Raw genomic sequence first — 26,251 nt, forward strand, 5'->3', positions numbered from 1 at the left:
AAGGTCACAAACCCGACATATCGTCAGCTTGTCGGCGAGGGCCGCCGTACGTCAGCCCGTCGGTGCCAGCCGGGCGTCCCTGCGCACCAGGGCCGCGTACCGTCCGTCCAGTTCCAGCAGTTCCTCGTGCGTGCCCCGTTCGGCGACCCGGCCGGAGTCCAGGACGACGATCTGGTCGGCACCGCGGACGGTGGACAGACGGTGGGCGATGGTGAGGGTCGTCCGGTCGGCCGACAGGGCGTCGATGGCCTGCTGCACGGCGGCTTCCGTACGGGTGTCCAGGGCGCTGGTCGCCTCGTCCAGGATGAGCACCGGCGGATCGCGCAGGATGGTGCGGGCTATCGCCAGACGTTGCTTCTCGCCGCCGGAGAAGCGGTGGCCGCGTTCGCCGACGACGGTTTCGTAGCCGTCGGGCAGCGCGGAGATGTGGTCGTGGATCTGGGCGGCCCGCGCCGCCGCGTGCAGTTCCTCGTCGGTGGCGTCCGGCTTGGCGAAGCGCAGGTTGTCGGCGACCGAGGCGTGGAAGAGGTAGGTCTCCTGCGAGACGACGCCGACGGCGCGCGCGAGGGTGTCGAAGTCGAGGTCGCGCACGTCCACGCCGTCGAGGGTGACGCGGCCGCCGGTGACGTCGTAGAGCCGGGGCACCAGGCAGCCGAGGGTGGACTTGCCGGCGCCGGTGGGACCGACGACGGCGAGGCTGCCGCCGGCGGGCACGGTGATGTCGAGGCCGTCGAGGACCGGGGCGCCCTTGCCCTCGTAGCGGAACTCGACGTCCTCGAAGCGCACTTCGCCCTTGACCTCGTCGAGATGGACCGACTGCTCGCGCTCGGTGATGTCGACGGGCAGGTCCAGGTACTCGAAGATGCGCTGGAAGAGCGCGAGGGAGGTCTGCACCTGGACGCCGGTAGCCAGCAGGCTCACCGCCGGGCGGAACAGGCCCTGCTGGAGCGAGACGAAGGCGACGATGGTGCCCAGCGAGACCTGCGGGCCGCCGAACTGGAGGGCGAGTCCCGCGGTCCAGTAGATGACGGCGGGCATGGCGGCCATGACGATCGTGATCACGGCCATCCGCCAGCGGCCCGCCATGTTGGACCTGACCTCGAGGTCGACCAGCTGCTCGGACTCCGCGGCGAAGGACGCGGTGAGCGAGTCGGAGCGCCCCATGGTGCGGCCGAGCAGGATGCCGCTGACGGAGAGCGACTCGGTGACCGTGGCGGCCATCACGGCCATCTGCTTCTGGCGCTGGGTGGTGATCTTCTTGCGCTCGTTGCCGACGCGGCGGCTGATCCACACGAACACCGGCAGCAGGAGCAGCGAGACGATGGTGAGCCGCCAGTCGAGGGCCACCATCGCGACGATGGTGGCGACGACGCTGGTGGCGTTGGAGACCAGCGAGGTGGCGGTGGAGGTGACGGTGGCCTGCATGCCGCCGATGTCGTTGGCGATGCGGGACTGCACCTCGCCGGTGCGGGTGCGGGTGAAGAAGGCGAGCGACATGCGCTGCAGGCGGCCGTAGACGGCCGTGCGCAGGTCGTGCATGACGCGCTGGCCGACGGTGGTCGAGATCAGGGTCTGCAGGACGCCGAAGACGCTGGAGAGGACCGCGCTCAGGATCATGCCGAACGCGAGCAGGCTCAGCAGGCCGGTGCGGCGCTCGGGGAGCGCCACGTCGAGGATCTCCTTGAGGAGGAACGGCGTGGCCACCGAGACCAGCGACGAGGCGCCGACCAGCAGGCCGACGATCGCGAGGCGCCCGCGGTAGGGACGGAAGAGCTTCAGGATGCGGCGCACCTGCCGGGGCTGCTCACCGGCGTCGGCGGGCGGGGTCCAGGAGGGTTCTCGTTCGGGATGCATGGGCTCCTACGGAGGTGGCGGGCGGCGGCCGGGACCGGCCGCCGGCGACTGACGGATCGTAGCTCATTGTTACCTATACTCACAATGAACGGCATCCTGATATTGTTCCCGCATGACCTCCCCCGATCCCGACGGCCTGCTCGCCGAGCAGTTGCTGCGGCTCACCCGCCGGGTGCACCGCATCCAGAAGCGCCATCTGGAGCGACGGGAGCTGGGCGTCACCCCGGCCCAGTCCCGGCTGCTGCGGACCCTCGCGCACTACGGCTCGCCCCCGCGCATGGCGGACCTCGCCGAGCGCCTCGAGGTGGTGCCACGCGCCGTGACGACACTGGTCGACGGTCTCGAGGCGAGCGGCAAGGTGCGCCGGATGGCGGACCCGTCGAACCGGCGGGTGACCCGGATCGAGCTGACGGACGAGGGCCGGGAGACCCTGAGTGAGCTGCGCGGAGCGCGCCGGTCGGCCGCCGAGGAGATACTCGCCCCGCTGACGGAGAAGGAGCGCGCGGTGCTCGGCGTGCTCCTGGACACACTGATCGACTCGGAGACCGCCAAGCCCTGCTGAACGCACGCGGCCGCCCCCGCTCCGCCTCGTGCCGCGGGAGCGGGGACGGCCGTCGGCCTCAGCAGCGGCGGCGGTCCTCCGTGAGCGCGCCCTGCGCCGTGCTCAGCGAACGGTCGTAGCACCCCGCCGAGCCGTCCACGCGGTAGCGCTCGCCGGACGTGCCGACCGCGTGCCGCTGGTCACGGGGGACGTCGACCGTGTACGCGGCGTCGCCGCTGTAGGTGTCGTCGAGCCGCGACCACGCGGTGCGCCGGCCGCCCTCGCGCCGCACGACCGTGGCCCGGTCGCCCAGGGTGAGCACGGTGCGCAGCCGGTCGTCCGTGCCGAGGGTGGTGGCGCCGTTCATCGTGTACGTCCGGTGGGTGTGCGTCGTCCGTGCGGGGCCGGTTCCCTCGACGGCGACGGTCTCGTCGTCCGACCAGGCCGCGTCGAGTCCGTCCGTGTTCTCACCGTCGGTCCAGCGGTGTGCGGAGGTGTTGGCGAGGGTGCGGGTGACGGTGGTGGTCACGCGGCCGTGCGAGGTGTTCAGAAATCCGGAGACGGTGAGCCGGTGTCCGGCCTCGGTGTCGACACGGTTCTCCGCACCTGGAGTGTAGACCGAGGAGTTGGCGACGCCGGTCCCCTCGGAACGGGTGAGCGCCCCGGTGACGTGGGCGCGGTGCGCGTCCTGCCACACCAGCACGTTCACGGGGACACTCCACCCGGGCCGACCGGCGGGCACGCCCACCACGGTGACCTCGACGCGGTGCGGGCGGCCGTCGTTGAGGAGCCCGGCGAACGGCGTGAGGTCGTACTCGACGGGCCGGACGTCGAAGGCGCGCGGCGCCGGGAGGACGTACCAGAGGAAGGGGTTGGACCAGCCGCCGGTCCACACATGGGGGAACGGTGCGGCGATCCCGGCGAGTTGTCCGTCGACCTTGATCTGCACCTCGCGGTACGGTCCGTGGTCGGCCTTGCAGGAGTACGCGGCCGGGTCGGCCACGGTCAGGTACCAGAACTCCTCGCAGCCGCCGCCGGATCCGGTGGCGTACACCTCCGCGACGATGCGTTCGCTGTTGCGTGGCGTGGTGAGGGTGGTGGCGTCGGGTGCGCCGGCGAGGGTGAGGACGCGGTCGGGCGCCGGCGCGTCGGGGCGGCCCCGGTAGAAGGTGAGCGTCACCTTGACGTCGATGACGCCGGTGTAGGTGTCGTCCACGACGTTCCCGATGAGCATCTCTACGTCCTGCGGGCCGCGGAAGATGTCGCTGTACCGGGTGACGTCCTTCTCCACGTGCCATTCGACGCCGTCGGGCGACGGCTCCGGTGTCGAGGTGCGCAGGATCTCGGCACCGCCGACGTGCAGGTAGCCGAGACGGTCGAACTGACGGCCCTTCACCTTGCCGTCGAGACGCAGGACGACCTTGCTCCAGCGGTCGCCGCAGCCCCGCGGCGGCGTGTACGCGCCCCGGTACGGGGTGAAGTCACGGAACTGCGTCTCGGCCAGGGTGACCTGGCAGGACTTGGTGTCCGGCCTGGTGACGGGCGGGGCGGCGGTCACCGGATCGTGCCAGTCGGTGCCGAACTCGGCGGGGGCGTCGGCGGCCTGCGTCGCCGGCGCGGCGGCCGCCGCGCCGGTGCCGAAGAACGTGCTCGCCAGGAGGGTCGCTCCGGCGAGCATGGACATGACTATCCGTCTACTCATGGGCCCGGTTCTACGGGGATTCGGGGCCGGCCCGCAATGAGGCGTGGCGCCATCCTCACCGGCCCATCAGATCCGCCCTGTCCCCCATCACCACCACGGGATGCCGGTCCGGATCCAGCTCGCGCAGCAGGAACTCCATGGCCTGCCTGGACACGCTGACGCAGCCCGAAGTGCCGCCGCCGTGGTCCATGTGCAGCCAGATGCTCCCGCCCTTCCCCTCCCCCTCGGGCCGCCTGGGGTCGTTCGGCGGGGCGCCCCGGACTCGGTTGTAGTCGATGGCGATGACGTAGTCGAAGTCGTGCCAGTACGGCTTGGCCCACCAGCGCGGGGCGGCGAGGGACCGGTCCCGCGCGTAGGGCAGTTCGGTGCCCGGATCGCCGAGTACGCCGCCCGCGTCGGTGAGGGTGTACACACCGACGGGGCTGCGCCGGTCGCCGGAGCGGTGGTCCGTGGTCCACCCCTTCCTGCCGTTGTGCGCCGGCCAATCGCGGACGCGCCGCCAGGCCCCGCCGTGCCTGGCGTAGAGCACGACCGTGGAGTCCGCCGAGTTCCTGCCGTCGCCGTAGACGACCACCACCTGTCCGGAACCGGCCGGGATGCGCCGCCGCAGTTCGGGGCCGATGCCCGGGACGCGATGCGGTTCGCGCCCGTCCCTGCCGGACTGCCCGGCCCGGCCCTCCGGTTCCGGGGCGCGGGTGGCGCCGCCCGGGGAGCCACACGCCGCCAGGGCAGCGAGCAGGGTCCCAGCGGCCGTCACCAACCACGCCGTACACCGCGCACTGTCGCTCCGCACGCGGCCCATGCTGACATCGGCCACCGGTTCATCGTGCGATCTTCCGGACATTCACCCTGCCGGGTTACGGCTGCCGCCCGTCGCCGGCCCGCACCTGGCCGGAACCCGGCTGATCGCGCCGGCCGCCCGGGGAAAACCGGTTGAAATTACCCGGTCCGCGACGCGACGCTTTCACGGCTTGCCGCCGCTCCCCCACCCTCCCTGACACGAGCCACTGGGACGTCATGCGAATCCAAGACCTTCCGTATCCCGATCCGGGCGTACCGGACGCGCGTTCGGGTCCTCACTTCCTGTGGTGGCTCTGGCGCAACCAGCTGGGCGGCCAGCTCAAGGCGCTGGCCTGGGGGCTGCTGCACTTCGTCGCCGTCTCCGCGCTGCCCTTCTGCGTCGGTCTCGCCGTCCAGGCCGTCGTGGAACGCTCCGGCGGCCGGCTGGCCCTGACAGGGGGCCTGATGGCGTTGTGCGGCACGGCCATCGCGGTCGGCGACACCTTCCTGCACCGGTCCGCCGTCACCAACTGGATCACCGCCGCCGCCCGGGTCCAGCAGCTGCTGGCCCGCAAGGCGGCCCGGCTGGGCTCCGCGCTGACCCGGCGGGTCGCGGCCGGCGAGGTGGTGGCCGTGTCCACCGGCGACGTGGAGAAGATCGGCTGGTTCGTCGAAGCCGTCTCCCGGTTCACCGCCGCCGCGCTCACCGTCGTCGTGGTCTGCGTCGGCCTGGTCGTCTACCAGCCCGCTCTCGGCGTGGTCGTCGCCGCGGGACTGCCGGTCGTCGGGCTCGCCGTGCTGCCCCTGCTGCCCCGGGCCACCCGGCGCGCCGACGTGCAGCGCGAGAAGGCCGGCCGGGCCACCGAGCTGGCCTCGGACACGGTGGCCGGCCTGCGGGTGCTGCGCGGGATCGGCGGCGAGGAACTCTTCCTCGACCGCTACCGCCGCGCCTCCCAGGAGGTACGGCACGCGGCCGTGCGCAGCGCCCGGATGTGGTCGCTGATCTCCGCGATCCAGGTGCTGCTTCCGGGGCTGCTGCTGATCGCGGTGGTCTGGCACGGCACCCACCTGGCCCGCCAGGGCCGGATCACGGTCGGCGAACTCGTCACCGTCTACAGCGCGGTGATGGTGCTCAACTACCCCTTGCGGCACTTCGAGGAGATCGCGATGGCGTACTCCTTCTCGCGCCCCTCGGCCAGACGGGCCGCGCGCGTGCTGTCGCTGCAGCGGTCCACGGACGCCGGCGGAGCGCGCGGTGCCGAGGTGCCGGGCGGTGATCTGTACGACCCGGTCACCGGCCTCCTCGCGCCCGCCGGTCTGCTCACCGCGGTGGTGTGCGGCGACCCCGACGCGGCCGGACGGCTCGCGGAACGCCTGGGCGGCCACCCCGCGGAGGCGGGTACGTCGGTGCTGCTCGGCGGCGTGCCGCTCGACGAGCTCCCGATCGACAGCGCCCGCGCCGCCGTCCTCGTCCAGGACAAGGACCCGGTGCTGCTGTCCGGAACGCTGCGCGAGCTGCTCGACGTGCCCGCGTCCGGTGCCGTACGGGCCGAGGACGCGCTGGCGGCCGCCCGGTGCGAGGACGTGCTGGACGCGCTGGTGCAGGGGTCGCTGGACGCCGCCGACCCACTGGACTCCCGTATCACGGAGCGGGGCCGCTCCCTCTCGGGCGGCCAGCGCCAGCGGCTCGCACTGGCCCGGTCGCTCATCACCGACCCCGAGGTGCTGGTCCTGGACGAGCCGACCTCCGCCGTCGACTCGCACACCGAGGCGTGGATCGCGCGGGGTCTGCGGCGGCTGCGCTCGGGGCGGACGACGGTGGTGTTCACCTCCTCCCCCCTGCTGCTCGACCACGCGGACCGGGTCGTCCTCGTCCACGGCGGCGAGGTCGTGGCGGTCGGCGTGCACCGTGAACTGGTCGAAGCGGAGCCGCGGTACCGGGCCGTGGTGACGCGGGAGACCGACGACGAGCGGGCCGCCGCCGAGGCGGATGCGGACGTGCCCGGACAGGGCGCCCTCCTGGGCGCCTTCGACACGCTGGAAGAGATCGAGGAGAGCGCATGATCGGCGTTGCGCCACCGGCGTACAACCCGGCGGCCCCGACGACCGCCACCACCCTGCCCGTCGGTGCGGCCGCGACCGTGCGCGCCTACGTGGCCGAACTGTTCCACCGGCACCGCCGGGCCTTCCTCCTCCTCGTCGCCGTCAACACCGTGGCCGTGGTCGCCTCCATGGTGGGCCCGTACCTGCTCGGCGGCCTCGTCGAGCGGGTGTCGGACGGAGCGCGGGAGCTGCACCTGGGCCTGACCGTCGGGCTGTTCGTGCTCGCGCTGCTCGTGCAGGCCCTGTTCGTGCGGCAGGTGCGGCTGCGGGGCGCGATGCTCGGCGAGCGGATGCTGGCCGACCTGCGCGAGGACTTCCTCGTCCGCTCGGTGGGACTGCCGCCGGGCGTGCTGGAGCGTGCGGGCACCGGTGACCTGCTGTCCCGCATCACCACCGACATCGACCGCCTCGCCAACGCCATGCGGGAGGCGGTGCCGCAGCTGGCCATCGGCGTGGTGTGGGCCCTGCTGCTGCTCGGCGGCCTGGTGGTGACGGCCCCGCCGCTCGCGGCCGCCGTGCTGCTCGCGGTGCCGGTGCTGGTGGCGGGGTGCCGCTGGTACTTCAGAAGGGCGCCCTCCGGCTACCGCTCGGAGGCGGCGGGGTACGCCGCCGTCGCCGCCGCGCTCGCCGAGACCGTGGACGCGGGCCGCACGGTCGAGGCGCACCGTCTGGGCGACCGGCGCATCGCCCTGTCGGAGCGGCGGATCAAGCAGTGGACCGCTTGGGAGCGCTACACCCTCTGGCTGCGGTCCGTGCTCTTTCCCGTCATCAACGCCGTCCATGTCACCGTGCTCGGCTCGGTGTTGATGGTGGGCGGCTTCTTCGTGCTGCGCGGCTGGATCGGGGTCGGTCAGCTGACGACGGGCGCGCTCGTCGCGCAGATGCTCGTCGATCCCGTCAATCTGATCCTGCGCTGGTACGACGAGGTGCAGGTGGCCCAGGTGTCGCTGGCCCGGCTGGTCGGCGTCCGGGACATCGAGCCGGAGGCCGGGGACGCCTCGCTGGCCCCCGGTGGCCGTGACGTGCACGCCGACCGGGTGCGTTTCGGCTACCGCGAGGGCGTCGACGTGCTGCGCCGGGTGTCCCTGGAGGTCGCCCCGGGCACCCGGCTGGCCCTGGTCGGTCCGTCCGGCGCGGGCAAGTCCACGCTGGGCAGGCTGCTCGCCGGGATCTACGCGCCCCGGGACGGCCGCGTCACCCTGGGCGGTGCCGAACTGTCCCGGATGCCGGCGGAACGCGTCCGCTCGCACGTCGCCCTGGTCAACCAGGAGCATCACGTCTTCGTGGGTTCCCTGCGGGACAACCTGCTGCTGGCCCGTACCGGTGCCGCCGACGCCGAGCTCTGGGCGGCGCTGGGCGCGGTCGACGCGGACGGCTGGGCCCGGGCGCTGGACGACGGACTGGACACCGAGGTGGGATCCGGCGGGCTGGCCCTGACCCCGGCGCAGGCCCAGCAGATCGCGCTGGCCCGGCTGGTGCTGGCCGACCCGCACACGCTGGTCCTGGACGAGGCGACCTCGCTGCTCGACCCGCGGGCGGCCCGGCACCTGGAACGCTCGCTGGCCCGTGTGCTGGACGGCCGCACGGTGGTCGCTATCGCCCACCGGCTGCACACCGCCCACGACGCCGATGTGATCGCCGTCGTGGAGAACGGCCGGATCAGCGAGCTGGGCAGCCATGCGGAGCTGGTCGCCGCGGGCGGGGCGTACGCGGCGCTGTGGCGGTCGTGGCACGGGTGAGCGCACGGCGCTGAGGCCGGGCGCCCAGCCTGTGGCCGACTCGGGCGAGCCCGCGGCGACGAGATCGCGTGTCCGGCCGCACGGTGCCGCGCGGCCGGGCCGGGCGGTGGCCGGGCAGTCGGGCCTGACGGTGGCCGGGCAGTCGGGCCTGGCGCCGTCCTGGCTCGCGGGCGCGTCCGGACGAGCGGGCCGGTCGGCGGCCGGGAACGCGGTCGCGTCCAGGCCGGCGTGCGAAGGCGGGGCCGGACGGCGGTTCCGTACGGTCCGGCCGGGGTACGCGGCCCCAGGCCACCACCCGTGCCGTTGCGCGGGAGCGAACAGGGGTGGAAGGCTGGATAGCGGCACCGGCTCGGGGGACGGCCGGGAACCCGTCGGGTCCCGGCGTACGCAACCGGTACCGAGCGTGCCGACGGCGCACTGCCCCTTCTGGGGGCACAAGGCCGTCCTCACCACATGGAGGTACCCGTGGACAGCGCCGACGGATGGGGGGATGACGTCTACCAGCCCGATCCCTCGGAGATCCGGGAGGACTCGGGCGTCCTCGACGCCGAGGACACTCTGGACTTCGACGGTGTCGACGATCCCCTCGACCGGGGCTGGTCCCCTCCCGAGCGGCCGTGGGCAGTGGAGCACACCGGGGTGACGGCCGGCGAACGCCAGACCGGGGAGACCCTGGACCAGCGGCTCGCCGAGGAGCTGCCCGAATCCGCCGCCCCCGACGGGGACGGCATCGGTGACTGCGACGGCACGGACGGGGAACTCCTCGACAACGAGGTCGGCGCCTCCCGCTCCGGGCGCCTGGTCGCCCCGGACGAGGGTGCGCACGAGGACGAGGAGAGCGCCCTCGTCGCCACGGACGTCGGCATCGACGGCGCCGCCGCCTCGGCCGAGGAGGCCGCGATGCACATCGTCGACGAGGACACCCTCTCCGGCTGACCCGGACGCCCCCTGCCCGACCGCCGCGCGCGAGGAGCCGCCATGCAGAAGGACAAGCACCCCGACTACCACTCCGTGGTCTTCCGGGACCGCGCCGCCGGATACGCCTTCCTCACCCGGTCCACCGCGAACAGCGAGCAGACCATCGAATGGGACGACGGCGAGACCTACCCGGTCATCGACGTGGAGATCTCTTCCGAGAGCCACCCCTTCCACACGGGCAAGGCCCGCACGGTGGACACCGAGGGCCGCATCGCCCGGTTCGAACGCCGCTACGGCGGGGGCGAGGCCGGCGGGGAGGCCTGAGGGCCCGCGGCGCGTCAGATCACATTGAGCGCCGCCGCGCAGCCTGCTCCGCCCAGCAGCATGAACACGGGCATCAGCACCTTCAGCTCGACCCAGCTGCCGGCCCGGAAGCGCAGCACCTTCGGCGGCCCCAGCGGATACCAGCGCTTGCGGCCCACCGGGATCGGCCACAGGATCGGGCAGCCGGACACCGTCAGCGCGTCCCCGATGTCGTGGACCAGGGCGCCCAGCACGATCGGCAGGCCCAGCCACAGGTACTCCTGCCCGGGCGCGGTGAACAGCCAGTCGGACCCGTTGCCCGGCTTGTCCAGTATTCCCGCGAGGATCCACGCGCTGGTCGCCGCGAGCAGCCAGACCAGGACGTCGCTGCTCGACCCGCGGGCCGCCCGCCACAGCAGGCCCTCGATCGCCAGCACCATGTGCACGAAGAGGATGGCCAGCACCGCCCAGCGGCCCCCGGCGATCGCCGCCCCGGAGCTGCTCGCACCGATGAGGACCGCCCACAGCCAGGTGTGCGTGAGCGTGCGGTGGCCGCCCGAGCGACGGGCGTCGCCCTTCTTCCTGGTCGCCTTGTAGACGGCGTAGGAGAGCTTGTCCACGATCTCGCAGATCCAACGGGAGATCGGCCCGAAGGCCCGGGAGATGGTGGCCGCCTTGTGGTCGAGGTCCGGGGCGAGCGCGGCGCCGGCGCAGATCAGCGCTCCGACGAGAAGGACGGGCCAGGGCATCGGGTGTCCGGCCGCGGCGGCGGCCGCCCCGACGCCGAGCCAGGCCGCGGCCCCCGACAGTGAGTGTGCTGGTCCCATCATGGCCGCTTCCCGCCCCATTCCTCATGTGCCGCTGTCCAGTTGACCTGGAGCGCTGACGCGTCGTCGGCGACACAGCGTAGCCGCAGTGATCTTCGTATCCGCAGCCGATTCCCCCCTCGGGCACGAGGCCAGGCAAGATGGGTGCGTGACCCTCATCGATCAGCTCCCGCCGACCGCCGACCCCGACGCCCTGTACGAAGCCTTCGAGTCGTGGGCGCAGGAGCGCGGCCTCACCCTCTACTCCCATCAGGAGGAGGCGCTGATCGAGGTGGTGTCCGGGGCGAACGTGATCGTCTCGACGCCCACCGGCTCCGGCAAGAGCATGATCGCCGCGGGCGCCCACTTCGCGGCGCTGGCCCGGGACGAGGTCACCTTCTACACCGCCCCGATCAAGGCGCTGGTGTCCGAGAAGTTCTTCGAGCTGTGCAAGCTGTTCGGCACCGAGAACGTCGGCATGCTGACCGGTGACGCCTCCGTGAACGCCGACGCGCCGGTGATCTGCTGCACCGCCGAGGTGCTGGCCTCCATCGCGCTGCGCGACGGCAAGAACGCGGACGTCGGCCAGGTCGTCATGGACGAGTTCCACTTCTACGCGGAGGGCGACCGCGGCTGGGCGTGGCAGATCCCGCTGCTGGAGCTCCCGCAGGCGCAGTTCATTCTGATGTCCGCCACTTTGGGCGATGTATCCTTCTTCGAGAAGGACCTCACCCGCCGCACCGGCCGCCCGACCTCGCTGGTCCGCTCGGCCACCCGCCCGGTGCCCCTCTCCTACGAGTACGAGCGCACCCCGCTCACCGAGACGCTCACCGATCTGCTGGAGAGCAAGCAGGCGCCGGTGTACATCGTGCACTTCACCCAGGCGCAGGCCGTGGAGCGGGCGCAGGCGCTGATGAGCATCAACATGTGCACGCGCGAGGAGAAGGACCGGATCGCCGAGCTGATCGGCAACTTCCGCTTCACCACCAAGTTCGGCCGCAACCTCTCCCGTTACGTCCGGCACGGCATCGGCGTCCACCACGCCGGCATGCTGCCCAAGTACCGGCGCCTGGTGGAGAAGCTCGCGCAGGCCGGTCTGCTGAAGGTCATCTGCGGTACGGACACGCTCGGCGTGGGCGTCAACGTGCCGATCCGCACCGTGCTCTTCACGGCCCTCACCAAGTACGACGGCACCCGGGTGCGTACGCTGCGCGCCCGCGAGTTCCACCAGATCGCGGGCCGCGCCGGCCGGGCCGGTTTCGACACCGCCGGACTCGTCGTGGCCCAGGCGCCCGAGCACGTCATCGAGAACGAGAAGGCCCTCGCCAAGGCGGGCGACGATCCCAAGAAGCGCCGCAAGGTGGTGCGCAAGAAGGCACCGGAGGGCTTCGTCGGCTGGACGGACAACACCTTCGAGAAGCTGATCGGATCCGAACCCGAGCCGCTGACCTCGCGGTTCCGGGTGACACACACGATGCTGCTGTCGGTGATCGCCCGGCCCGGCAACGCCTTCGAGGCGATGCGCCATCTCCTCGAGGACAACCACGAGCCGCGCCGGCAGCAGCTCAGGCACATCCGGCGGGCCATCGCGATCTACCGTTCGCTGCTGGACGGCGGGATCGTGGAGAAGCTCGACAAGCCGGACGCCGAGGGCCGCATCGTCCGGCTCACGGTCGACCTGCAGCAGGACTTCGCCCTGAGCCAGCCGCTGTCGACGTTCGCGCTCGCCGCGTTCGAGCTCCTCGACCCCGAGTCGCCCTCCTACGCCCTCGACATGGTGTCCGTAGTCGAGTCCACGCTGGACGACCCCCGGCAGATCCTCGCCGCCCAGCAGAACAAGGCCCGCGGCGAGGCCGTCGCCGCGATGAAGGCCGACGGTGTCGAGTACGAGGAGCGCATGGAGCGCCTCCAGGACGTCACGTACCCGAAGCCGCTGGAGGAGCTGCTCTTCCACGCGTACGACACCTACCGCAAGAGCCACCCGTGGGTCGGCGACCATCCGCTGTCGCCGAAGTCCGTGATCCGCGACATGTACGAACGCGCGATGTCCTTCACGGAACTGGTGTCCTTCTACGAGCTGGCCCGCACCGAGGGCATCGTGCTGCGCTACCTCGCCAGTGCCTACAAGACCCTGGACCACACGATCCCGGACGACCTGAAGTCCGAGGACCTGCAGGACCTGATCGAGTGGCTCGGCGAGATGGTGCGCCAGGTGGACTCCAGTCTGCTGGACGAGTGGGAGCAGCTGGCCAACCCCGAGGAGATGACCGCCGAGGAGGCCCAGGAGAAGGCCGACGAGGTCAAGCCGGTCACCGCCAACGCGCGCGCCTTCCGGGTCCTGGTCCGCAACGCCATGTTCCGCCGGGTTGAGCTCGCCGCGCTCGACCAGGTCGGCGAACTCGGCGAGCTGGACGCCGAGTCCGGCTGGGACGCCGAGGCGTGGGGCGACGCGATGGACAAGTACTGGGACGAGTACGAGGACCTCGGCACCGGTCCGGACGCGCGCGGCCCCAAGCTGCTGGTCATCAAGGAGGAGCCGGAGAACGGCCTGTGGCGGGTCCGCCAGATCTTCGACGACCCGAACGGCGACCACGACTGGGGCATCAGCGCGGAGATCGATCTCGCCGCCTCCGACGCCGAGGGCCGTGCGGTCGTCCGCGTCACCGATGTCGGCCAGCTGTGAGCACAGGAGAACTCCACCGATGACGACGAATCCCGCCGAGAGGCTGGTCGACCTGCTCGACCTGGAGCAGATCGAGGTCAACATCTTCCGCGGCCGAAGCCCGCAGGAGTCCCTGCAGCGGGTCTTCGGCGGCCAGGTGGCGGGCCAGGCGCTGGTCGCCGCCGGACGCACCACGGACGGCGAGCGCCCGGTGCACTCGCTGCACGCGTACTTCCTGCGCCCGGGCCGGCCGGGTGTGCCCATCGTGTACCAGGTGGAACGGGTGCGCGACGGCCGGTCGTTCACCACCCGACGGGTCACGGCCGTGCAGCAGGGCCGCACGATCTTCAATCTCACCGCCTCCTTTCACAAGCCTGAGGAAGGGCCCTTCGAGCACCAGCTGCCGCCCGCCCGCGAGGTGCCCGACCCGGAGTCCCTGCCGACGGTGACCGAGGAGATCCGCAAACATCTGGGCGCGCTGCCGGAGCAGTTGGAGCGGATGGCGCGCCGCCAGCCGTTCGACATCCGTTACGTGGACCGGCTGCGCTGGAACACCGAGGAGATCCAGGGGGCCGATCCGCGCAGCGCCGTGTGGATGCGGGCGGTCGGCCCGCTCGGGGACGACCCGCTGGTGCACACCTGCGCACTGACCTACGCCAGTGACATGACTCTGCTGGACGCGGTCCGCATTCCGATCGAACCGCTGTGGGGTCCGCGGAACTTCGACATGGCCTCGCTGGATCACGCCATGTGGTTCCACCGGCCGTTCCGCGCGGACGAGTGGTTCCTGTACGACCAGGAGTCCCCGGTCGCCACCGGCGGGCGCGGGCTGGCCCGCGGCCGCATCTACGACGTGCGCGGCCGGCTGCTCGTCTCTGTCGTGCAGGAGGGTCTGTTCCGGGCCCTGTAGCGCGGTGCGACCTCCGTGGGCCGGAAGTTCGCGCGGAACCACCACGCCCGAAGGCCGCGGGTGGACCGGTGCACCTCTGGCCGGGCCTCTTGGGCCTGGCGCGGCCCCGTCGGGTCCGGCGGCGCCGCGACCACGGTGTGTGCCACCGCCCGATGGTGCCGGGCGGGCCTGCTTTCCGTGGCCCCGCGGGGCCTTGCCGGCCCACGTCGCTCGGCCTCGCCGTACCCCGCAGGAGTGTGCTCCGCGGCCTCCGGGAGCCGAACCGGCGGGCGCGGAGCGGGTGAATGGGTGCGCGCCTCCCGCATCGCCCGCGCCAGATCGCTGCGCAGCCAGCCGACCTCGTCGGGGTCCTGCGCGGTCATGAGGTGCTCGGCGAGGTGGGCGACAGAGGAGCCCGGTGCGCCATGGGCCGGTGGAGCGGGCCGGAGTCGCTCCAGCAGAGCGCGCTCATGGGGGTCCCGGACGACGTCCGCGACCTCGGTGGGCGCCAGGAACGCGGCCACCGCCGCCGCCCGGGCCCAGGGATCTCCGACCTGCCGCAGCAGGAACCCGAAGTGCCGGCCCCGCCAGTTGCGGGCCCTCAGATCGGCCCCGCTCGCCAGCTGCCCCCTGAGGGTCTCGGGCGTACGCCCCTTGAGCAGGCGCGCGTTCTCCGCGCCGCTCGCGAACTGCTCGAGTTCCTCGGCCAGATACAGCCAGACCACGGCGCGATAGCGGTTCAGATAGAACCGGACCGGGACCAGCAGGCCCAGACGGGCGAGCCGGGTGAACCTGCCCGCGGGAATCCTCATCAGCGCGGCGCCCTCCGCCGTACCCACCACCCGCACGCGCTCGCGGAGGGTGCTGGGAAAGCCGTACTGGGCGCGCAGCCGGTCGATCTCGGCCCGCTCGACCCCGCGGCCTCCGCCGCCGCCTTCGTCGGGCACCGTCCGGATCCGGCCGAGATGGACGGCGAGGTCGAACTCCGCCCGCCTGATTCCCAGTTCGCGCGCGGCTCGGCTCGGCGAGCAGGTGGCGGGGACGGTGGGGACAAGGGTGCTGTCCGGCATGGTGTACTCCCCCGTGGAGTGGATGGCTCACGCCCTGTGCGTTGCCTGTGCACACACCGTAGCCGGAACCGCGCGAGGCGCGGTGAGCCTGTGGATAACTCCGGGGTTCAGGAGAGCACGCAGGTCAGAGGTCCGTCAGGGGGCGGTCGGGCTGCCGGGCGTCCACGCCGAGGTGTTCGCCGACGCGGTTGACGAGCAGGGTCATCTCGTAGGCGATCTGGCCGATGTCGACTTCGGCGCCGCTGAGCACGCACAGGCAGCTGCCGGTGCCGGCCGCGGTCACGAACAGCACGGCGTCGTCGTACTCGATCATCGTCTGGCGGACCGTGCCCGCGCCGAAGTGGCGTCCGGAACCCTTCGCCAGGCTGTGCAACCCGGAGGCGACCGCGGCCAGATGCTCGGCGTCCTCCCGTCGCAGCCCGGTGCTCGCTCCGGTGACCAGCCCGTCGTTGGACAGGACCAACGCGTGCCGCACATGGTCCACTCGCTCGGTCAGATCGTCCAGGAGCCAGCCGAGTCCCTGGTTCTGCGCCATGTTCCGTCTCCCCGTGTGACGTCTCCTCCTGGCCGGAGGACCTGCCCGCCAGCCTTCCCCACGACCGGCGTCCGGGCAAGCAGGATGGGCGTATGGCACAGAAGATGACCGATGAGGAATGGCGGGCGTTCGTCTCGAACGGCACCCGAACCGGCAAGTTGTCCACCGTCAGCGCCGATGGGAGCCCGCATGTGGCCCCCATCTGGTTTCTGCTGGACGGGGACGATCTGGTGTTCAACACCGGCAGGGAAACCGTGAAAGGGCGCAATCTCACCCGTGACGGACGGATCGCACTGTGCGTGGACGACGACCGGCCGCCCTTTCATTTCGTGGTGCTGAGCGGCCGGGCCCGGTTGTCGGAGGAACTGGACGACGTGCGGCTGTGGGCCACCCGCATCGCCGCCCGGTACATGGGTGAGGAGCGCGCCGAGGAGTACGGTGCCCGCAACGGCGTCCCGGGCGAGTTGCTGGTCAGGGTCACCATCGACAAGGTGGTGGCGGTCAAGGACCTGGCCGCCTGAGCAGACGCGCTCAGCTCACGGAGTCGAGGAGCCGGGCGGTGTGCATCCGCCCGGCGTACTCGACGAGCCGGATCAGTACCTCCTTGCCGGAGTCCCGCTCGCGCGCGTCGCACAGCACGACCGGTGTTCCGTGGTCCAGGTCGAGGGCCCGGGAGACGTCGTGGGCGCCGTAGCCGCGTGCGCCGGGGAAGCAGTTGACGGCCACCACGAACGGAATGCGCCGGTGCTCGAAGTAGTCGACCGCCGGGAAGCAGTCCTCCAGGCGCCGGGTGTCGGCGAGGACCACGGCGCCGAGCGCCCCCTGGGAGAGTTCGTCCCACAGGAACCAGAAGCGGTCCTGCCCCGGCGTCCCGAAGAGGTACAGGGAGAGGCCGGACCGTATGGTGATGCGCCCGAAGTCCATGGCGACGGTCGTGGTGACCTTGCGGTCCACGCCGTCGGTGTCGTCCACCGACTGACCGGCCTCACTGAGCAGTTCCTCGGTGCGCAGCGGACGGATCTCGCTGACGGCGCCGACGAGGGTCGTCTTGCCGACCCCGAAGCCGCCGGCGACCAGGATCTTCAGCGCCAGGGCGGACGTGTCGGCTGCTGCGTCGGACTCGGAGACCATGATCACTTCTCTCGGCGTGAGTTGGGTTCCACAGGGTTCATCTACAGCGCCCGCAGCCCTTCGATGACTTCGCGCAGAACGCGTTCGTCCGGCAGGTGGGCCGGGGGCACCGGACGGCTGACGGTGACACGGCCCAGTTCGAGCAGGTCGCCGAGGAGCACTCTGACGACGCCCACCGGCAGGTCCGCACCGGCCGCGAGTTCGGCGACGGACTGTGTCTCCAGACGGCACAGGCCGATCAGGGCACGGTGTTCGGGTCCGAGCACGGTGTCGTCGTCCATCGCCGGTGCGGCTGGGTCGAGGGTGACGAGGGCGATCAGGTCGAAGCTCACTCCGGAGGGTCCCGGCTGGGTGCGTCCGCCGGTCATGGCGTAGGGGCGGACCAGGGGGCCGGCCTCTCCGTCGTACCACTGGATGCCCGGTTCGCGCGGGCCGCCGGTCGGGGTGTCGGTCATCGCTGCCGCCCTTCCGGCTCATCCGCCGGCGGGCGGCCGGGCGGTGATGCGCGGCGCGGTGTACAGGTGCTCGCCGACGCGCCTGACCAGTCGTGCCATCTCGTAGGCGACCAGGCCGATGTCCGCGGTGACGGCGGTGAGCACGGTGAGGCAGGAGCCTTCTCCGGCGGCCGCGACGAAGAGGTAGGCATCGTCCATCTCCACCATGGTCTGGCGTACGCCGCCCGCTCCGAAGTGGCGTCCGGCGCCCTTGGCAAGGCTGTTGAAACCCGATGCCACAGCGGCCAGATGCTCCGCGTCCTCCCGCCCGAGGCCGGTGGAGGCGCCTACGGCGAGGCCGTCGTTGGACAGCACGACCGCGTGCCGCACCTCGCTCACCCGCATCACCAGGTCGTCCAGCAGCCAGTCGAGTTCACCGGATCGCTGGGCGGCCCTCATGTTCGGGTCCTGGATCATGCCGGGTCTCCTTCACTGCTCTCACTGCCTGTTCCGGTTCCGGGGACGGCACCGCGGCCGGCTTGTCCGGCGCCGCCTCGGACCCAGCCGTCGCGGTAGGCCGTCATGCGGTCCCGCACGAGTTCGGGGGTGCGTCCGTCGTCACCGCGCGGGACGGGTTCCGGCGTCGGCCCCTCGGGGCGCTGCCGCCGGAGTTGAGGGACGAGGTTCGCCTGGCGCACGCGGCGCGGGAGGACATCGGAGGGCTCGGAGTCGTGCGGCGGACGGTGCGGCCTCAAGGCGGTGACTCCGGCGGGCGGCGGTTCGTGTGCGGGGGCCGAGGGTGGGGGTGCGGGAGTCGAGGCCAGGTGCGCGGGGGGCGACGGCCGGCGTTCAGGGGTCGAGGGCTCGTGTGCGGGGGCGGTGGCCGCGAGGGCGGGCCGGCCTGTCCGGGCGGTGACCTCGGAAGGAGCCGGGGACTCGTCCGGCACGCGCGCGTACTCGGGCCGGCGCTGCGGGGCCTCCGGCGCCTCCTCCCGCGCGGAGTGTTCCGGGGATCCGTGCAGAAGGGCGGTGGGCAGCAGGACCACCGCGGTGGTGCCTCCGTAGGGGGAGGCGCGCAGGTGCACCTTGATGCCGTGCCGGGAGGCGAGTCTGCTGACCACGAAGAGTCCGAGGCGGTCGCTGTCGAACAGATCGAGGGCCTCGGACTGCTCGATCCGCCGGTTCGCCTCCGCGAGGATCTCGGGCCCCATGCCGAGGCCCCGGTCCTCGACCTCCAGGACATAGCCGTTGCCGACGGGCTCACCGGTGACCCGCACGCGCGTGTGGGGCGGTGAGAACTGGGCCGCGTTCTCGACGAGTTCGGCCAGCAGATGGGTGAGGTCGGCGACCGCCGCTCCGACGACGGACGCCCCCGGGAGCCCGCGCACCTCCACGCGCGCGTAGTCCTCGACCTCGGACACCGCCGCGCGCACGACGTTCGTGAGGGGCACCGGCGTGCGCCAGGCCCGGCCGGGTGCCGCTCCGGAGAGGATGATCAGGCTCTCGGCGTGCCGCCGCATGCGGGTGGTGAGGTGATCGAGCCGGAACAGGTCGCTCAGCTCGTCGGGGTCGTCGGAGCGCCGCTCCATGCTGTCCAGGAGGCTGAGCTGACGGTGGACCAGCACCTGGCTGCGCCGGGCCAGGTTCACGAAGACCCCGGAGATGCCGCCGGCGAGTTCGGCGCGTTCCGCCGCCGCACGCAGGGCGGCGCGGTGCACGACCGTCAGGGCCTCGGCGACCTGACCGGTCTCGTCCTCCGCCGGCGGCCCGGCGGGCGCCTCGGCCTCGACGTCGATCTCCTCGCCCGTTCGCAGTTTCGTCATCGCCGCGGGGAGTTTGCGGCGGGCGATCTCCAGGGCGTCGTTGCGCAGGCTGACCAGTTCGATCACGAGGGCCCGGCCGATGCGGACGGAGATGACGAGCGAGGCGCCGACGGCGACGAGACCGAAGAGCACGGCGGCGCCCGCCGGACTGAGCAGTCCGCGCTTGTAGGGATCGGATCGGCCCGCCACGGCACGACCGGTGTCCGCCGCCAGGGTCCGCATGTCGTCCCGTACGCGCGCGTGGGCGCTGTTCCAGGCGGTCCCCGGTGCCGTGCCGGCCGCCCTGGCTCCGGGGCCGGCGGCGAGGATCCTGTCCTCGGTGGCGGTGAGGGCGGTGTGGGCGCCGCTGCCGGCCAGGTCGTGCCAGGCGGCACGCTGGGCGCCGGGCAGGTCGGCGACGGCGGCCTCGGTGAGCGCACGGCGCGTGGCGACGGCGGCGGCGAACAGCCGCAGCCGTTCACCCTGCGGTCGGGTGTCCGCGCGGGTGCTGCCGAGGACGGCGTCCTCCTGGGCCAGTGCCTCGGCGGCCCGGGAGAACTCGAGCAGCACGCGCGCGTCCGAGCCGACGTCGGCCTGCTGGATGCCGGTGAGGGCGCCGTCCACCGTGAAGGCCGTACCGATGGTCTTCGTGTACCGGTCGTAGGCCTGACTCCAGCCGGTTCTGCGGTCGAGCACGGCGGTCCGCAGCGCGCGCAGGTGCTCGGCGCCGGTCACGAACGTCTCGAGCCGCCCGGCGACCCGGCCCGGGAGTTCCTGGCTGTCGGCGACCGTGCTGTCGTCGCCGAGCCGCAGCCCGGTCAGCGCGCGGTCGGTGCGGGCGGCCATACTCCGCAGGTCGTCGCCGCGCGCCGCGCCGGGCTCGGCGGCGTAGCGAACGGCCGCCGCCCGCTCGTTCTGCAGCGCGGTGACGGCGGCGGCCACCGGGGCGCGCAGTTCGGTGTCGACGCGCTGGGACTGGCGCAGCCGGGCGATGTCCTGGGCGGTGCTGACGGTGGCGTAGGCCCACAGAGCCAGCAGGGAGACGACGGGCACCATCAGCAGGCAGATCACCTTGGCGCGCACCGTACGGGGTCGGACGCGCCGGCGTCCCACGCGCTCGGGCGGGTTGAACGGAGGAAGGTCGAGGGGCCGGTCCGTGCCCTCGTCGGCCGGTGGTCCGGCGTGCGCGCGGCGTCCGCGCGGCGGGGGCGGAATCCGTCCGGGTGAACCGGCATGCGGGGTGTCACGGGGTGGGCGCATGGCCTCCTCGCTCGGGACGTGGGACGGGGGTCCGGGGACGGGACGGGATCCCGTCAGCGGGCGGCGCTCTGGACGGGCCGCTGGGCGGAGGCGGACGCCTCACGTTCGCCGGCCGTGGGCGAGAGGGCGACGAAGGCCGAGGTGAGGAACAGGTAGGACCCGAGGCCGACGGCGAGGGGGAAGATGAACTGCATCGCCGTGGCCCCGGGCAGGATGTGGCCGGAGGGGGTGACCCGCACCCTCACCGCGAACATTCCGGTGTAGTGCATGCTGCTGACGGCCGCTCCCATGACGAGGGAGGCGAGGGTGACCGCGAGGGGCGACTTGATGTTGAGCCCCGCCCACAGCGCCGCGGTCGCCGCCACGACGGCGATCAGCACCGAGAGGCCTACGAGGACGGGTCGGTAGGTCACGTCGCCGTGCAGCCGTACGGCCGCCATGCCCAGGTAGTGCATGCTGGCGACGCCCAGCCCGGTGGTGAGCCCGCCGAGCAGGAGGGCGCGGTTGCGGTCCCGGCTGTAGCCGACGGCGAAGACGCCGGCGCAGACGACGGCCATGGCGACGACCAGGCTGAGGATGGTCAGCGGTACGTCGTAGCGGATGTCGGTGCCGCTGACGCGGAAGCCGAGCATGGCCACGAAGTGCATGGTCCAGATGCCCGTGCCGATCGCGGAGGCCGCGGTGAGGAGCCAGTTGCGGCGCGACCGGCCGGTCGCGGCGAGTGCGCGGACGGTGCAGCGCAGTCCCAGTGCGGCGCCCGTGCAGGCCATCAGATACGACAGCACGGGGGTCAGCCAGCCGAAGGCGGCGTGGTCCAGGTGTCCCATGGCCCCGGGACGCTAGCCGGGGCAGAGGCGCACGAAGGGGGCGCATTTCGAAAGGTGCTGGAATATGACGCAGAGAGGCGGCGGAACGATCGGGTCGCGCTCGAACGTGCGCGCAGCAGTGCCCCTCCTGTCGGTGAGGAATCATGCCGAGCATGAGCAACGACCACACACACGTCCAGGATTTCTTCACCGCCCGTGCGGCCGGGTGGGACAGCAGGTTCCCCGATGACGGCCCCGCCTACGCGGCCGCCGTGGCGGAGATGGGACTGCGTCCGGGCGACCGCGTGCTCGACGCCGGATGCGGCACGGGCCGCGCTCTGCCGCCTCTGCGTGCCGCGGTCGGGCCTGCCGGGGTGGTGGTCGGCGTCGATCTGACCCCGGCGATGCTCCAGACCGCCGTACGGGCCGGCAGGGACCAGGAGGGCCGCCTGCTGCTCGCGGACGTCGCCGCGCTGCCGCTGCGCCGGGGTGCCCTGGACGCGGTTTTCGCGGCCGGCCTGATCGCGCACCTGCCGCGGCCCGTCGAGAACCTGCGGGAACTGGCCCGTGTGGTGCGGCCGGGCGGCAGGCTCGCGCTGTTCCATCCCATCGGCCGGGCGGCCCTGGCGGCGCGTCAGGGGCGGCTGATCACCCCGGACGACCTCCGTGCCGAGGCCAACCTCCGCCCGCTGCTGGACCGCGCGGGGTGGCGCATGACCTCGTACGTGGACGAGGACGCCCGCTTCCTCGCGCTGGCGACACGCGAGGACTGACCGCGAGGACGTGTCAGCCCAGTCCGGCCACGGCCGCCACGAAGGCGTCGGGGTTGTCGAACATGACGTTGTGCCCGGCGCCCGGCACCGTGAGAACGCGGACCCCCGCGGCTTCCAGGTCCTTCCGGCCGGGGAGTTCGCCGCTGTGTTCGCCCTGGAGGTAGACGCGGTCGACCTCGAGGTCCTCGAGGATCGTGCGCATGACAGGTTCCGAGCCGCGGCGGAGGCCGACGGCGCTGCGGTGCAGCGCCCGGGGGTCGGCCAGCCGCATCGTGGCCGCCCACAGCGGGCCGACGGCGTCCAGCACGCGCGCGTACCGCCTTTCGACGAACTCGTCCTCCCCGTAGGCGGCGATGGAGCTGCTGCCGGCCGTGGGCGGTGGGAAGGCGTCGAGGTTGGCCTCGGTGAGGACCAGCCGTGAGACCAGGTCGGGCCGCCGGTGGGCGAGCACGATGGCGACGGCTCCGCCCATGCTGTGCGCGATCAGCTCGGCACCGGTGACACCCGCCTGGTCCATCGCGACCGCCAGGGCGTCGGCGTTCTCCTCCAGCGTGTAACCGAAGTGTTCGGGCCGGTCGCTGATGCCGTGCCCGGGCAGGTCCACGAACAGGCTGCGCCTGCCGACCAGCTCGGGACGGGCCGCGACATGCGCGTGGTACACGGAGGAGATCGATCCGAGGCCGTGCAGATACACGCGCGCGGGCTCCTCACCCGACATCTCCGTCCACCGGATCCGGCTTCCCCTGTCGTCGAACACGGCCTGCTCCACGTCACCCCTCCTGCGTCACTGCGACTCGGCTGTACTGAGCACAACATACTTCGGTGCCGATGTATTGCGCCACAAGAATATTCGCGTCTTGAGGTACAGCGCCCATGCGGGAGAATGCGGCCATGCTGGAACTCGCCATCCTCGGCTTCCTCTACGACGTCCCGCTGCACGGCTACGTCCTACGCAGGCACATCGCCGCGCTCACCGGGCACGTGCGGCCCGTGGCCGAGAGCACGCTGTACCCCGCGATCAAGCGGCTGGAGAAGGCGGGGCTGCTGGCGCGGAACACCGAGCCCGGCGCCGTGGCCGCGCCGCGTCACGTCCTGACGCTCACCGAGGAGGGCGGGCAGGAGCTGCGCCGCCGCCTGGCCGAGCCCGGACAGCGCGAGATCACCGACGAGAACCACTGGTTCACCGTGCTCGCGTTCCTGCGGCACCTCGACGATCCGGCCGCCCAGGCGACCGTGCTGCGGCGCCGGCTGGCCTTCCTGGAGGAGCCGGCGAGCTTCTTCTACGAGGGCGACAGGCCACTACGCGCCGAGGAACTGGACGATCCGTTCCGGCGCGGCGTCCTCACCATCGCGCGTGCCACGAGCCGGGCCGAACTCGCCTGGCTGCGCGACACCCTGGCCTCACTCGGGGACGTCGCCCGCTGAGGCGTCCAGGTTCCGTACCGGGCAGCCACCCATCCCCGGAACCGGACGGGTGCCCAGATCGGCCGGACGGTAGCCGTTCGGGTAGCTCTTGATCTCCCGGTTCTGCCGCGCGAAGTGCGGTGCGCGGCGGGGCGGGAGCAGGCGGACCAGCCGGCCGCGCGTCCGGACCGCGCGGCGCACGAGTGCGCAGGAGACGGGACCCGGCGGCTCGTAGTGGAAGGCGCGCAGCAGGGGCTCGTCGAGCAGGGCGAGAGTGGCCGTGCGCAGCAGGGGTGCCAGCGGGCGCGGATACCAGGACGCCATCAGGTCGAGCGTGGCGTCGGAGACCCGCCGCCCCTGCTCGTCCCAGGCGAAGTGGGCCTGCTCGTAGGCGTCGAGCAGCGCCTCGAACTCCTCGTAGGTCTCCGGTACACCGGGGATGCCCAGGTGCCGGCCGAGGGTGCGGTAGTACTCGGTGGCGGCGACGATCTCGTGCCGGGACAGCCGACGCCAGCCGTAGCTGTCGATCCAGCGCCGGGGCACCACCACGAACGTGGACAGCACGTACCGCATGTCGTCGTCGCTGATCTCGTAGCTGCGGTGCATCTGGTTGATGCGGCGGATCGCGGTGCGGCCCTCGGGGGCGGCGAAACCGTGCTCCACGACGGTGTCCAGGAGCAGTGCGGTGTCGTCGTACCGCTTCTGCGCGCGCTCCGTCAGCTCCCCCGTTTGTGCGAGCAGCCGGCCGATCGAGGGGACGGCGTAGGTGCGGTACAGAGCCAGCTCCAGGGCCCGTGTGTAGTCCCACGGGAATTCGAACGCCGTGCTGAGCCGGTAGATTTCGTGAGCGTCCGCCACCGGGTCCATCCGCTGGATCCGCCTGAGCCGGTCGAAGCGCACCGTCGCTGCCCCCTTTTACCGCCGGAGCTTCAACTCTACGTTGAACAGTGCCGGATGGGTGGTCGGTGACGACCCCGTTGAGAGGAAGGCGGGTCACGTGTTCGACGCGATGCGCAAGTACGCCGCCAGGTTCCGCACCTTCCCGCGCGGGGAGACCACGGGCGGCCGGGAACGGCGTCCACACAACTTGTTCGAGGCCGCGGCGGCCTATGTGGCGGCCCGCGCGGAGGACGATCAGGACGGTATCGACGAGGCGGCGGCATGGGTGTCGCCGGAGGCGCTGTCCTTCGGGGTGAGCGAACTGGCGTGCCGGGCGGTCATCGCGCTGGCCCGGGAACGCAACGAGTCGCCCCGGACGGTCGCCCGTGACCTCCTCGGTCTGCCGGCCGCCTGAGCCGGAACGGACCAATGCCGGATCACGGCCTTCCGCCAGGCGGCCGTTTCGCCCACGTCCAGGTGGAAACCTGCAGCTCCGAGTGGTGTGTGGAGTCGTGACAAGCACCTTCCACTCGCACTAGGGTGCGCGCCGATGGACGAACCACTGGGAGGGCTGTGATGGCCGGGACGGACGAGCAGGCCGTCGCCGCCGCGGACGAGGCGCTGTATGTGCTCACGGCGGTGCTGCTGACGCCCGCACAGTTCCCGAGCGTGCTGGGCGACGACTATCCGGAGGCCTGCGCGGCGCTGGGTCTGGCGCCGTACGCCGACGGGTACGGCCTGGTGCTGGGGCAGGACGGTGACGGCGCCCGCTGGACGGTCGCCATCGACGACGTGTCCCTGGTCGCCGTGGCGATCGCGTCCTGGGACTGCGGCATGGAGTACGAACTGTCGCCGGACGAGAACACGGTGGTGGCCGCCCTGCCGGGCTGGCCGCTGGCAGTCGCCGTAGCAGCACCGGGGGTGCCCGCACCCCACGATCCCACCCCGGACGCCGCGGACGGGCCCGCGCTGACCCCGCCGGACACCAGCTCCTGGGGGCCGGCCCAGCGCCGCCTGGGCGCCGACGAGATCGCCCTGCAGTGGGCGGTCTGGCGGGAGCAGATCGGCGACGGCTACTCGCCCTCCCCCGACACGCGGCCCGATGCGGTGGAGTCCCTGGCGGACGACGCCGAGGGTAAGCCCACGTCCGGGCACCAGGGCGTCCGGCGCGTACTGGCGGAGGCGCGCGCCTACGTCGACTCACCGCCGCCGCTCGGCCGGGTCCGCTCCTCGTTCGCCCCGGGCGACGCCCGTACGCTGCGGGCCGACGGCCCCGGCTGGTCGATCGTGGCCCGCACCGACGACATCGCCTTCGTCCTGCTGGACGAGGAGCCGGGTGAGGTACTGCCGGTGGGCCGGGGCCCCGAGCTGCCCGGCCTGCTGGAGGCGCTCGACAAGATGGCCGTACGGCCCCTGTGAGTCGATGGAGCCGCGCCGCGACCATAGCGGCGTGGCTCCCCATCGACCGGCTTCCGGCCCGCCGGTGAACCCGTCCGTGTCCGTCCGGGCCGGTCACCGACCCTTCAGCGGCCTTTCAGCGGCCTAGTTCCTTGCGTGTGACACGACGGAGCCTGCGCCGCTGCGAGGGGTCCAGGGCCAGGTAAGCGGCGACCGGGACTCCCACCACGATGAGGAACGCCACCCACCAGGGCAGCCAGATCAGCAGGAGCAGACCGACCGCCACGCCTCCTGCGGCGATCTTCGCGTTCTTGGACATGAGCGTCGCCTCCTCCGCGGCAGCCCTTGCCGCTCTCTGCCCTGAGAACGGCCGCACGCTTCCCGCGGTTCCGAAGCCCGACCCTGAGACTTCCCCGAGACCCATCCCTTAGTGGCCCGCATCACAGGCCGGGCGCTCGGACC

The 26,251-nt window shown here is 72.2% G+C and carries 26 protein-coding genes; 12 read left to right on the forward strand and 14 right to left on the reverse strand.

The window, feature by feature from the left end:
* Positions 1 to 51: 51 nt before the first annotated feature.
* On the reverse strand, positions 52 to 1,854 hold the full coding sequence (locus ACFVVO_RS08620) for an ABC transporter ATP-binding protein (RefSeq protein ID WP_390052947.1): 1,803 nt from the start codon (positions 1,852 to 1,854) through the stop codon (positions 52 to 54).
* A gap of 112 nt (positions 1,855 to 1,966) precedes the next feature.
* On the opposite strand from ACFVVO_RS08620, the gene ACFVVO_RS08625 reads away from it, so the two are divergent.
* A complete protein-coding gene (locus ACFVVO_RS08625) occupies positions 1,967 to 2,416 on the forward strand; it encodes a MarR family winged helix-turn-helix transcriptional regulator (protein WP_390052949.1) in 450 nt (149 codons plus the stop codon).
* Positions 2,417 to 2,474: 58 nt separating this feature from the next.
* On the opposite strand, the gene ACFVVO_RS08630 is transcribed toward ACFVVO_RS08625, so the two are convergent.
* Both ACFVVO_RS08630 and ACFVVO_RS08635 read right to left on the reverse strand, forming a co-directional pair.
* Positions 2,475 to 4,097: a peptide-N4-asparagine amidase gene (locus ACFVVO_RS08630; protein WP_390052950.1), complete on the reverse strand. Its 1,623-nt coding sequence runs from the start codon at positions 4,095 to 4,097 to the stop codon at positions 2,475 to 2,477.
* Between the two features lie 55 nt (positions 4,098 to 4,152).
* Positions 4,153 to 4,899 carry a L,D-transpeptidase family protein gene (locus ACFVVO_RS08635; protein ID WP_390053372.1) on the reverse strand — a complete coding sequence of 249 codons (747 nt, stop codon included), beginning with the start codon at positions 4,897 to 4,899 and terminating at the stop codon, positions 4,153 to 4,155.
* Between the two features lie 215 nt (positions 4,900 to 5,114).
* On the opposite strand from ACFVVO_RS08635, the gene ACFVVO_RS08640 reads away from it, so the two are divergent.
* The 4 genes from ACFVVO_RS08640 to ACFVVO_RS08655 all read left to right on the forward strand — a co-directional run bounded on the left by ACFVVO_RS08640 (position 5,115) and on the right by ACFVVO_RS08655 (position 9,961).
* Positions 5,115 to 6,941, forward strand: a complete 1,827-nt coding sequence (locus tag ACFVVO_RS08640) for an ABC transporter transmembrane domain-containing protein (RefSeq protein WP_390052951.1) — start codon at positions 5,115 to 5,117, stop codon at positions 6,939 to 6,941.
* Positions 6,938 to 8,719, forward strand: coding sequence for an ABC transporter ATP-binding protein (locus tag ACFVVO_RS08645; RefSeq protein ID WP_390052953.1), 1,782 nt, complete (start codon positions 6,938 to 6,940; stop codon positions 8,717 to 8,719). Before ACFVVO_RS08640 ends, ACFVVO_RS08645 begins: the two co-directional genes overlap by 4 nt.
* Positions 8,720 to 9,184: 465 nt before the next feature.
* Positions 9,185 to 9,655, forward strand: a complete 471-nt coding sequence (locus ACFVVO_RS08650) for a DUF5709 domain-containing protein (RefSeq protein WP_390052954.1) — start codon at positions 9,185 to 9,187, stop codon at positions 9,653 to 9,655.
* Between the two features lie 42 nt (positions 9,656 to 9,697).
* A complete protein-coding gene (locus tag ACFVVO_RS08655) occupies positions 9,698 to 9,961 on the forward strand; it encodes a type B 50S ribosomal protein L31 (RefSeq protein WP_390052956.1) in 264 nt (87 codons plus the stop codon).
* A gap of 14 nt (positions 9,962 to 9,975) precedes the next feature.
* Here the strand turns inward: ACFVVO_RS08655 and ACFVVO_RS08660 are convergent, their stop codons facing one another.
* Positions 9,976 to 10,770 carry a metal-dependent hydrolase gene (locus tag ACFVVO_RS08660; RefSeq protein ID WP_390052958.1) on the reverse strand — a complete coding sequence of 265 codons (795 nt, stop codon included), beginning with the start codon at positions 10,768 to 10,770 and terminating at the stop codon, positions 9,976 to 9,978.
* A gap of 145 nt (positions 10,771 to 10,915) precedes the next feature.
* Between ACFVVO_RS08660 and ACFVVO_RS08665 the strand changes: the two genes are divergently transcribed.
* Positions 10,916 to 13,429, forward strand: a complete 2,514-nt coding sequence (locus ACFVVO_RS08665) for a DEAD/DEAH box helicase (protein ID WP_390052960.1) — start codon at positions 10,916 to 10,918, stop codon at positions 13,427 to 13,429.
* A 19-nt stretch (positions 13,430 to 13,448) separates the two neighbouring features.
* Positions 13,449 to 14,318, forward strand: a complete 870-nt coding sequence (locus tag ACFVVO_RS08670) for an acyl-CoA thioesterase (protein WP_390052962.1) — start codon at positions 13,449 to 13,451, stop codon at positions 14,316 to 14,318.
* Here the strand turns inward: ACFVVO_RS08670 and ACFVVO_RS08675 are convergent.
* Both ACFVVO_RS08675 and ACFVVO_RS08680 read right to left on the reverse strand, forming a co-directional pair.
* Positions 14,255 to 15,367 (reverse strand): DUF6397 family protein, encoded by a 1,113-nt coding sequence (locus ACFVVO_RS08675; RefSeq protein WP_390052964.1) that lies wholly within the window; start codon positions 15,365 to 15,367, stop codon positions 14,255 to 14,257. The two genes, ACFVVO_RS08670 and ACFVVO_RS08675, sit on opposite strands and share 64 nt — an antisense overlap.
* Before the next feature lie 124 nt (positions 15,368 to 15,491).
* Positions 15,492 to 15,902: a roadblock/LC7 domain-containing protein gene (locus tag ACFVVO_RS08680; RefSeq protein ID WP_390052966.1), complete on the reverse strand. Its 411-nt coding sequence runs from the start codon at positions 15,900 to 15,902 to the stop codon at positions 15,492 to 15,494.
* A gap of 92 nt (positions 15,903 to 15,994) precedes the next feature.
* Between ACFVVO_RS08680 and ACFVVO_RS08685 the strand changes: the two genes are divergently transcribed.
* The gene (locus ACFVVO_RS08685) at positions 15,995 to 16,423 is read left to right on the forward strand and encodes a PPOX class F420-dependent oxidoreductase (RefSeq protein WP_390052968.1); all 429 of its coding nucleotides are present in this window, start codon (positions 15,995 to 15,997) and stop codon (positions 16,421 to 16,423) included.
* 10 nt (positions 16,424 to 16,433) lie between these two features.
* On the opposite strand, the gene ACFVVO_RS08690 is transcribed toward ACFVVO_RS08685, so the two are convergent.
* The 5 genes from ACFVVO_RS08690 to ACFVVO_RS08710 are packed head-to-tail and all read right to left on the reverse strand — an operon-like array spanning position 16,434 to position 21,356.
* On the reverse strand, positions 16,434 to 17,033 hold the full coding sequence (locus ACFVVO_RS08690) for an ATP/GTP-binding protein (protein ID WP_390052970.1): 600 nt from the start codon (positions 17,031 to 17,033) through the stop codon (positions 16,434 to 16,436).
* Positions 17,034 to 17,074: 41 nt separating this feature from the next.
* A complete protein-coding gene (locus ACFVVO_RS08695; RefSeq protein ID WP_390052971.1) occupies positions 17,075 to 17,488 on the reverse strand; it encodes a DUF742 domain-containing protein in 414 nt (137 codons plus the stop codon).
* Positions 17,489 to 17,506: 18 nt separating this feature from the next.
* A complete protein-coding gene (locus tag ACFVVO_RS08700; protein WP_390052973.1) occupies positions 17,507 to 17,944 on the reverse strand; it encodes a roadblock/LC7 domain-containing protein in 438 nt (145 codons plus the stop codon).
* Positions 17,941 to 20,529, reverse strand: coding sequence for a nitrate- and nitrite sensing domain-containing protein (locus ACFVVO_RS08705; RefSeq protein ID WP_390052975.1), 2,589 nt, complete (start codon positions 20,527 to 20,529; stop codon positions 17,941 to 17,943). Before ACFVVO_RS08705 ends, ACFVVO_RS08700 begins: the two co-directional genes overlap by 4 nt.
* A 53-nt stretch (positions 20,530 to 20,582) precedes the next feature.
* Positions 20,583 to 21,356, reverse strand: coding sequence for an MHYT domain-containing protein (locus tag ACFVVO_RS08710; protein WP_390052977.1), 774 nt, complete (start codon positions 21,354 to 21,356; stop codon positions 20,583 to 20,585).
* A 152-nt stretch (positions 21,357 to 21,508) separates the two neighbouring features.
* Between ACFVVO_RS08710 and ACFVVO_RS08715 the strand changes: the two genes are divergently transcribed.
* Complete coding sequence (locus ACFVVO_RS08715; RefSeq protein WP_390052979.1) at positions 21,509 to 22,108, forward strand: class I SAM-dependent methyltransferase; 600 nt, start codon at positions 21,509 to 21,511, stop codon at positions 22,106 to 22,108.
* A 13-nt stretch (positions 22,109 to 22,121) separates the two neighbouring features.
* On the opposite strand, the gene ACFVVO_RS08720 is transcribed toward ACFVVO_RS08715, so the two are convergent.
* A complete protein-coding gene (locus ACFVVO_RS08720) occupies positions 22,122 to 22,877 on the reverse strand; it encodes an alpha/beta fold hydrolase (RefSeq protein WP_390052980.1) in 756 nt (251 codons plus the stop codon).
* Between the two features lie 122 nt (positions 22,878 to 22,999).
* On the opposite strand from ACFVVO_RS08720, the gene ACFVVO_RS08725 reads away from it, so the two are divergent.
* Positions 23,000 to 23,533: a PadR family transcriptional regulator gene (locus ACFVVO_RS08725; RefSeq protein ID WP_390053374.1), complete on the forward strand. Its 534-nt coding sequence runs from the start codon at positions 23,000 to 23,002 to the stop codon at positions 23,531 to 23,533.
* Here ACFVVO_RS08725 and ACFVVO_RS08730 read toward each other — a convergent pair.
* Positions 23,510 to 24,379 carry an oxygenase MpaB family protein gene (locus ACFVVO_RS08730; RefSeq protein ID WP_390053376.1) on the reverse strand — a complete coding sequence of 290 codons (870 nt, stop codon included), beginning with the start codon at positions 24,377 to 24,379 and terminating at the stop codon, positions 23,510 to 23,512. The two genes, ACFVVO_RS08725 and ACFVVO_RS08730, sit on opposite strands and share 24 nt — an antisense overlap.
* Before the next feature lie 130 nt (positions 24,380 to 24,509).
* Between ACFVVO_RS08730 and ACFVVO_RS08735 the strand changes: the two genes are divergently transcribed.
* Together ACFVVO_RS08735 and ACFVVO_RS08740 are read left to right on the forward strand one after the other, a co-directional pair.
* Complete coding sequence (locus tag ACFVVO_RS08735) at positions 24,510 to 24,806, forward strand: hypothetical protein (protein WP_390052982.1); 297 nt, start codon at positions 24,510 to 24,512, stop codon at positions 24,804 to 24,806.
* Positions 24,807 to 24,967: 161 nt separating this feature from the next.
* On the forward strand, positions 24,968 to 25,810 hold the full coding sequence (locus ACFVVO_RS08740; RefSeq protein ID WP_390052983.1) for a hypothetical protein: 843 nt from the start codon (positions 24,968 to 24,970) through the stop codon (positions 25,808 to 25,810).
* 115 nt (positions 25,811 to 25,925) lie between these two features.
* Here the strand turns inward: ACFVVO_RS08740 and ACFVVO_RS08745 are convergent, their stop codons facing one another.
* Positions 25,926 to 26,108, reverse strand: coding sequence for a hypothetical protein (locus ACFVVO_RS08745; protein ID WP_358929048.1), 183 nt, complete (start codon positions 26,106 to 26,108; stop codon positions 25,926 to 25,928).
* Positions 26,109 to 26,251: the final 143 nt, after the last annotated feature.

Origin of the sequence: Streptomyces sp. NPDC058145 (assembly GCF_042884245.1) — a bacterium.
Taxonomy (GTDB): Bacteria; Actinomycetota; Actinomycetes; order Streptomycetales; family Streptomycetaceae; genus Streptomyces.

Coding starts and splice junctions, on each gene's coding strand:
- ACFVVO_RS08725 (WP_390053374.1), top strand. CDS start 23,000: ATGCTGGAACTCGCCATCCTCGGCTTCCTCTACGACGTCCCGCTGCAC.
- ACFVVO_RS08695 (WP_390052971.1), bottom strand. CDS start 17,488: ATGACCGACACCCCGACCGGCGGCCCGCGCGAACCGGGCATCCAGTGG.
- ACFVVO_RS08705 (WP_390052975.1), bottom strand. CDS start 20,529: ATGCGCCCACCCCGTGACACCCCGCATGCCGGTTCACCCGGACGGATT.
- ACFVVO_RS08630 (WP_390052950.1), bottom strand. CDS start 4,097: ATGAGTAGACGGATAGTCATGTCCATGCTCGCCGGAGCGACCCTCCTG.
- ACFVVO_RS08625 (WP_390052949.1), top strand. CDS start 1,967: ATGACCTCCCCCGATCCCGACGGCCTGCTCGCCGAGCAGTTGCTGCGG.
- ACFVVO_RS08660 (WP_390052958.1), bottom strand. CDS start 10,770: ATGATGGGACCAGCACACTCACTGTCGGGGGCCGCGGCCTGGCTCGGC.
- ACFVVO_RS08700 (WP_390052973.1), bottom strand. CDS start 17,944: ATGATCCAGGACCCGAACATGAGGGCCGCCCAGCGATCCGGTGAACTC.
- ACFVVO_RS08740 (WP_390052983.1), top strand. CDS start 24,968: ATGGCCGGGACGGACGAGCAGGCCGTCGCCGCCGCGGACGAGGCGCTG.
- ACFVVO_RS08620 (WP_390052947.1), bottom strand. CDS start 1,854: ATGCATCCCGAACGAGAACCCTCCTGGACCCCGCCCGCCGACGCCGGT.
- ACFVVO_RS08690 (WP_390052970.1), bottom strand. CDS start 17,033: ATGGTCTCCGAGTCCGACGCAGCAGCCGACACGTCCGCCCTGGCGCTG.
- ACFVVO_RS08745 (WP_358929048.1), bottom strand. CDS start 26,108: ATGTCCAAGAACGCGAAGATCGCCGCAGGAGGCGTGGCGGTCGGTCTG.
- ACFVVO_RS08730 (WP_390053376.1), bottom strand. CDS start 24,379: ATGGACCCGGTGGCGGACGCTCACGAAATCTACCGGCTCAGCACGGCG.
- ACFVVO_RS08675 (WP_390052964.1), bottom strand. CDS start 15,367: ATGCCGGACAGCACCCTTGTCCCCACCGTCCCCGCCACCTGCTCGCCG.
- ACFVVO_RS08640 (WP_390052951.1), top strand. CDS start 5,115: ATGCGAATCCAAGACCTTCCGTATCCCGATCCGGGCGTACCGGACGCG.
- ACFVVO_RS08715 (WP_390052979.1), top strand. CDS start 21,509: ATGAGCAACGACCACACACACGTCCAGGATTTCTTCACCGCCCGTGCG.
- ACFVVO_RS08685 (WP_390052968.1), top strand. CDS start 15,995: ATGGCACAGAAGATGACCGATGAGGAATGGCGGGCGTTCGTCTCGAAC.
- ACFVVO_RS08655 (WP_390052956.1), top strand. CDS start 9,698: ATGCAGAAGGACAAGCACCCCGACTACCACTCCGTGGTCTTCCGGGAC.
- ACFVVO_RS08670 (WP_390052962.1), top strand. CDS start 13,449: ATGACGACGAATCCCGCCGAGAGGCTGGTCGACCTGCTCGACCTGGAG.
- ACFVVO_RS08680 (WP_390052966.1), bottom strand. CDS start 15,902: ATGGCGCAGAACCAGGGACTCGGCTGGCTCCTGGACGATCTGACCGAG.
- ACFVVO_RS08635 (WP_390053372.1), bottom strand. CDS start 4,899: ATGGGCCGCGTGCGGAGCGACAGTGCGCGGTGTACGGCGTGGTTGGTG.
- ACFVVO_RS08645 (WP_390052953.1), top strand. CDS start 6,938: ATGATCGGCGTTGCGCCACCGGCGTACAACCCGGCGGCCCCGACGACC.
- ACFVVO_RS08710 (WP_390052977.1), bottom strand. CDS start 21,356: ATGGGACACCTGGACCACGCCGCCTTCGGCTGGCTGACCCCCGTGCTG.